4 protein-coding genes are annotated in these 4,811 nt (G+C 69.7%); all 4 read right to left on the minus strand.

Translation table 11 applies throughout. The features are described 5' to 3' along the window. Positions 1–203: 203 nt before the first annotated feature. Positions 204–1,268, minus strand: a complete 1,065-nt coding sequence (locus ACFW1I_RS25130; protein ID WP_384673887.1) for a sugar ABC transporter substrate-binding protein — start codon at positions 1,266–1,268, stop codon at positions 204–206. Between the two features lie 122 nt (positions 1,269–1,390). Continuing rightward, a complete protein-coding gene (locus tag ACFW1I_RS25135; RefSeq protein ID WP_384673890.1) occupies positions 1,391–2,611 on the minus strand; it encodes an ROK family protein in 1,221 nt (406 codons plus the stop codon). 178 nt (positions 2,612–2,789) lie between these two features. Further along, entirely contained in the window at positions 2,790–3,722 is a 933-nt protein-coding gene (locus ACFW1I_RS25140) for a carbohydrate ABC transporter permease (RefSeq protein WP_384673893.1), read from the minus strand. Further along, a complete protein-coding gene (locus ACFW1I_RS25145) occupies positions 3,722–4,651 on the minus strand; it encodes a carbohydrate ABC transporter permease (RefSeq protein ID WP_384673896.1) in 930 nt (309 codons plus the stop codon). The genes ACFW1I_RS25140 and ACFW1I_RS25145 overlap by 1 nt, the downstream gene beginning before the upstream one ends. Positions 4,652–4,811 lie beyond the last annotated feature (160 nt).

The raw sequence follows: 4,811 nt of genomic DNA on the forward strand, positions 1-4,811 counted from the left end.
GGGGGGGGCGCCTGCCCCCGCGGGCCGGGCCCGCGTGCGGGGGGGGGGGCGCCGCCCCGCCCCCGCCCCCCCCGGGGGGTGGGGGGGGCGGGGGCCCGCACGGGTCGAGGGCGGAACCGCAGCTCGGGAGCGCGTTCCGCGCCCTGCCGGGGTCTGACGCCCCCGGCGGGCGGGGCGGGCCCGGAAGTCCGGGCCCGGGGGCCTTACTTGATGCCCAGCTCGGCGCACTTGGCGGCGAGGTCCGCGGAGCAGATGTCGGCGGCGGCGTAGATGCCGTCCTTGATGACCGTGGACTGGATGTTGGTCTTGTCGACGACCACCGGGGCGAAGAGGGTGGACTTCACGCCGTCGGTCTCGCCCTGGGCGCCGAGGTCCTTGCCCTGGAGCAGGTTGACCGAGAACTTGGCGGCCTCGGGGGCCAGCTGGAGCGGCGACTTGTAGATGGTGAAGGTCTGGGTGCCGGCGACGATCCGCTGGATGCCCGCGACCTCGGCGTCCTGGCCGCCGACCGGGATGCCCTTGATGCCGGCGTTCTCCAGGGAGGTGACGATGCCGCCCGCCATGCCGTCGTTGGCGGAGTAGACGGCGCCGATCTTGTCCTTGCCGACGGAGGAGATGGCGGCGGCCATCTTCTCGCCCGCGACCTTCGGGTCCCACTCGCCGGACGCCTCGTAGGCGATCTTGCCGACCTTGCCGTCGAGGGCGGTGTGGGCGCCCTTCTTGAACAGACCGGCGTTCGGGTCCTTCTCGTCGCCGTTGATCATGACGATCTGGGCGGTGGCGGCCTTGGCGCCGAGGGCGGAGAGCAGGGCCTGGCCCTGGAGCTCGCCGACCTTGTTGTTGTCGTGGCTGACGTAGGCGTCGGCGCCCTCGATCGCGCGGTCGTACGCGACGACCTTGACGCCCTTGCCCTGCGCCTCCTTGACCCAGCCGGCGGCCTTGGCGGAGTCGACCGGGTCGAGCGCGATGACCTTCACGCCGTCGGCGATGAGCTGGTCGAACTGCTGCTTCTGCTTCACGACGTCGGAGACGGCGTTGTTGTACACGACCTCGCAGTCGCCGCAGGCGGCCTTGACGGCCTTCTCGAACTGCGGCTTGTCCAGGGACTCGTACCGCGCGGTCTTGTTCTCCGGGAGGAGCAGACCGATCTTGGTCGAGCTGCCCTTGTCCTCGCCGTCACCGCCGCCGGCCTGGCCGCAGGCGGAGAGCGCGAGGGCCATCGAGACCGCGGCCGAGCCTATGACGACACGACGAGTCATTGCGTTCATGTGGGGTTGCCTCCCTGACGAGGCCGCGACGGTGCGGCCGAGGTGTCACGAAGTCAACTCGGCCGCAACACCGCCGTCAAGAAGTGAAAACTTAACGAGATGACAACGGTGGTTATCGTTCTCTAAGTGAAGGCGGGGACCGATACCGGCAGCGTGGCCGCGTGAGCACTCTCCGTACCGCTCAGCAGCGTCGCGTCGCCCATCTCGCTCAGCACCAGCGCCAGCGCGCCCAGCACCTCGGCGCGGCCGCCCAGCGCCCCCTGGACCAGGGAGAGCTGACGCGCGGCGCTGGGGATCGCGTACCGGCCGACGGAGTCCCGGATCGGGGCGAGCACCAGCTCACCGGCCTCGGCGAGGTCGCCGCCGAGCACCACCCGGCTCGGGTTCAGGAGATTGCAGAGGTTGGCGACACCGCTGCCGATGTGGCGCCCGACGTCGGCGATGACCCGTCGGCAGCCCGGGTCGCCCTCGCGGGCCAGCTGCACCACCCGCTCCATGGTGAGGTCCGGACCGTGGCTGGGCTGCAGCAGCGGCAGCACGTACCGGGCGGCGGTGAAGGTCTCCAGGCAGCCGCGGTTGCCGCAGCGGCAGACCGGGCCCGACTCGTCCAGGGTGATGTGGCCGATCTCGCCGGCCGTGCCGCCCGGCCCCCGGTAGACCCGTCCGTCGATCACCAGGCCGGCGCCGACACCGCTCGCCACCTTGATGTACGCCAGGTCCTTCACGCCCCGGCCGCTCCCCCACACCAGCTCGCCGAGCGCGCCGAGGTTGGCGTCGTTGTCGACGTGGACGGGGACCCCGAGCCGGGCGGAGAGCTCCTCGGCGGGGTTGATGCCGCTCCAGCCCGGCAGGATCGACGTCGAGCCGAGCGTGCCGGAGGAGACGTCGATGGGGCCGGGGACGCCGAGACCGACGCCGATCACCTTGTCGCGGCCGATCCCGGTGGCCTCGATCAGCCGGTTGACCAGCCGTTCCGCCCGGTCGAAGCCCTCCGCGGCGGAGGCGTCCACGTCGAGCGGCTCGGCCTCCTCGGCGAGCACCTGGTGGGCGAGGTTGCCGACCGCGACCCGCAGATGGGTGTGGCCGAAGTCGACGCCGATCACGATGCCGGCGTCGCCGGAGAGCGAGACGCTGCGGGCCCGGCGGCCGCCCGCCGAGGTCGGGGTGACCTCGACCGTGCCGCCGTCCTTGAGCTCGCGGACGATGTTGGAGACGGTCGCCGCCGACAGTCCCGTCGCCCGGGCGATCTCCGCCTGGGTCAGCGAACCGGCCATCCGCACCGCCCGCACGACCCGCTCCAGATTGGCCCTGTGCAGCGACGTCTGCGACCCCGGAGTCTCCATCGACTCTCTCACTCCCACCGTTTTCTCCAACATGTGAACTCTAAGGGGACGCTTTCGCCTTCGCTTCCGTCAAGACCCGGAACACCCCAGGGGGCGCGCGGAGACATGCGAAGGCCCCCGCGCGCCGACGCGCGCGGGGGCCTGAGAGCGCTCTCCCCCTTCTGGGGGCGCTTTTCCCCTACTTGACGGCGCCGGCCGTGAGACCGGCCACCACCTGCCGCTGGAAGACGATGTACGCGGCGAGCACCGGCAGCATCGCCATCACCAGGCCGGCGAAGAGCCCGGACCAGTCGCCCTTGTAGCCCTGGCTGACCGCGAGCTGCACCAGGCCCTGGGAGAGCACCTTGTTCTCCGGGTCGGTGTTGAGCACCGTCGGCAGCAGGTACTGGTTCCACTGCCCCAGGAAGTTGAAGATGCCGACGCTGATCAGGCCCGGCCGGGCCATCGGCAGCATCACCTGGAAGAAGGTGCGGGTGTGCGAGGCGCCGTCGATGAAGGCCGCCTCCGCCACCGAGGTGGGCAGCGTCCGGAAGAAGGCGGTCAGGAAGAAGACGGTGAAGGGCAGCGAGTACGCGATGTAGACCAGGATCAGGCCGTGCATGGTGTTCAGCAGGGCCATGTTCTGCATCACGTAGAAGAGCGGCACCAGCGCCAGGATGATCGGGAAGCTCATCCCCCCGATGAACAGGAAGTAGAGGAAGCGGTTCCCGGGGAACTCGAAGCGGGCCAGCACGTACGCCGCCATCGAGCCGAAGAGCAGGGTGCCGACCAGCGAACCGCCGACCACCAGGATCGTGTTCAGGAAGTAGTCGCTCATGTGCGCCTGGGTCCAGGCGCGCGACCAGTTCTCGAAGTGCAGCGTGTCCGGCAGCGACCACGGGGAGGTGAAGATCGCCCGGTCGGCCTTGAAGGAGGTCATGACCGCCCAGAGCAGCGGCAGCACCACCATGATCGCCCAGATGATCAGGACGCCGTGCGAGAAGACGTTGAGGACGGCGCCCTCCCGCTTCTCCTTCACGGGGGCCGCGGTCTTCCGGACCTCGGGGCCCTGGCCCGCCCGGGGGGCGGGGATGTGCGCGCCGCCGGTGGGCGGGGTGTCGGTGGTCTTCATCAGAACTCCAGCCGCTCGCGCCGGCCCAGCTTCATCACGACCGCCGCGAAGGCGAGCGTGACGAGGAGGAGCGCGACACCGATGGTCGTGGCGTAGGCGGCCTGACCGTCCCGGAACGCCTTCTGGTACACGTACAGCGGCATGACGACGGTCGAGTAGTCGGGCCCGCCGCCGTTGGGGCCGACGGTCATGATCTGCACGACCGCGAAGGACTCCGCGCCGAGCGCGAGGATGCCCATGTAGATCCACCCCGACTGCACGGTGTCCCAGAGCAGCGGCAGGGTGATGCGGAAGAAGGTCGTGAAGCGGCTGGCGCCGTCGAGCAGCGCGGCCTCGTAGAAATCGCGCGGAATGGACGCCATGCCCGCCGAGAAGAGGACCACGAAGAAACCGACGGTGGACCAGACGAGGACCACCATCACGCAGATGAGGGCGAGATCCGGGTCACCCAGCCAGTCCGGCTGGACGCTGCCGAGGCCGACGGCCTTGAGGAACGAATTGATCGCCCCGCTGTTCGGGTTGTACGCGAACTGGAAGAGCAGCGCCACGATGACGATCGAAAGCACCTGCGGGAAGAAGTAGACGATCTTGTAGAACGAGGAGCCGCGCACACCGGTGACCGCCGCTCCCTTCCTCCGCCGGCCGCCCACATTCAGCATGAACGCCAGGAAGAGCGCGAATCCGACCGTCACCAGCGGAAGGACGACCGCGAAGGTCAGACTGTGCTGGAGCGACTTCCAGAAGATCTCGTCCTCGAACAGCCTGGTGTAGTTGTCGAGTCCGACGAACCCGAATTCGGGACTCAGACCGGTCCAGTCCGTGAGCGAGTAGTAGATGGACTGGATGAACGGCCAGATGACGAAGAGCGCGTACAGCGCCAGGGGGACCGCCAGGAACCCCACGATGAAACGGTACTTGCCGTGCTGCATTCCTAACCGACCCCGATCTCCGGCGAAGGGCGCGCCGCGGCGCCGAGCGGCGGGGGGCGCCCCCCCCGCCGGGGGGGGGGGGCCCCCCCCCCGCGGGCGCGGGGGGGGGGTTTGGGGGGGGGGAATAAAAAAAAAAGGACCGCCCCGACTAGGACAAGGT

The organism is Streptomyces sp. NPDC058955 (genome assembly GCF_042741435.1).
GTDB lineage: Bacteria > Actinomycetota > Actinomycetes > Streptomycetales > Streptomycetaceae > Streptomyces.

Bases quoted from the DNA above. Each gene is read 5' to 3' on its own strand.
- ACFW1I_RS25145 (WP_384673896.1), bottom strand. From the start codon at position 4,651: ATGCAGCACGGCAAGTACCGTTTCATCGTGGGGTTCCTGGCGGTCCCC.
- ACFW1I_RS25135 (WP_384673890.1), bottom strand. From the start codon at position 2,611: ATGGAGACTCCGGGGTCGCAGACGTCGCTGCACAGGGCCAATCTGGAG.
- ACFW1I_RS25130 (WP_384673887.1), bottom strand. From the start codon at position 1,268: ATGAACGCAATGACTCGTCGTGTCGTCATAGGCTCGGCCGCGGTCTCG.
- ACFW1I_RS25140 (WP_384673893.1), bottom strand. From the start codon at position 3,722: ATGAAGACCACCGACACCCCGCCCACCGGCGGCGCGCACATCCCCGCC.